General features: G+C 61.8%; 1 protein-coding gene. It reads left to right on the forward strand.

What is annotated here, in order from left to right:
* Positions 1–536, forward strand: a 536-nt coding sequence (locus C6558_RS39035; protein ID WP_146161013.1) for a transposase, incomplete at both ends; no start/stop codon positions are given.

Here is a 536-nt window from a genome sequence, read left to right on the forward strand (position 1 = left end):
GCACAGCTGAAGAAGCTCGGGGATCTGTTTGGCAAGGCCGGCCGCGTCCAGCTGGCGCAAGTCAACGTCTCGGAGATCGACCGCATCCAGATCGACCGTGGCCTCGCCTTCATCGGCGACATTGACGGGCGGATCAAGCAGTCGGAAGCAACGATCCGGGCGATGACCAATGCCAATGCCAACGTCAAGCTGCTGAAGACGATCCCCGGCATCGGCGAGTTCTTCGCAAGGCTGGTCGATGCGGAGATCGACGACATAGCGCGGTTCCGCAGCCCGAAGAAGCTTGCCGCCTATGCCGGGCTGGTGCCGTCGACCTATTCGAGCGGCGGCAAGACCTTCCACGGCAAGATCATCAAGCAGGGCAACAAGTGGCTGCGCTGGGCTTTCGTCGAAGCCGTCACCCCCGCCATCGCCAGCGATGCGCAACTTCATGACCAGTACGAGCATCTGAAGATCAGAGGAACCAACAAGGCGCGTGTGGCGATCGCGCGCAAGCTTTTGACGATCGCCTTCCAGATCCTGCGTGACCAGCGCGC

It is taken from the genome of Ensifer sp. NM-2, from assembly GCF_003024455.1.
GTDB classification, from domain to species: Bacteria; Pseudomonadota; Alphaproteobacteria; order Rhizobiales; family Rhizobiaceae; genus Ensifer; species Ensifer canadensis.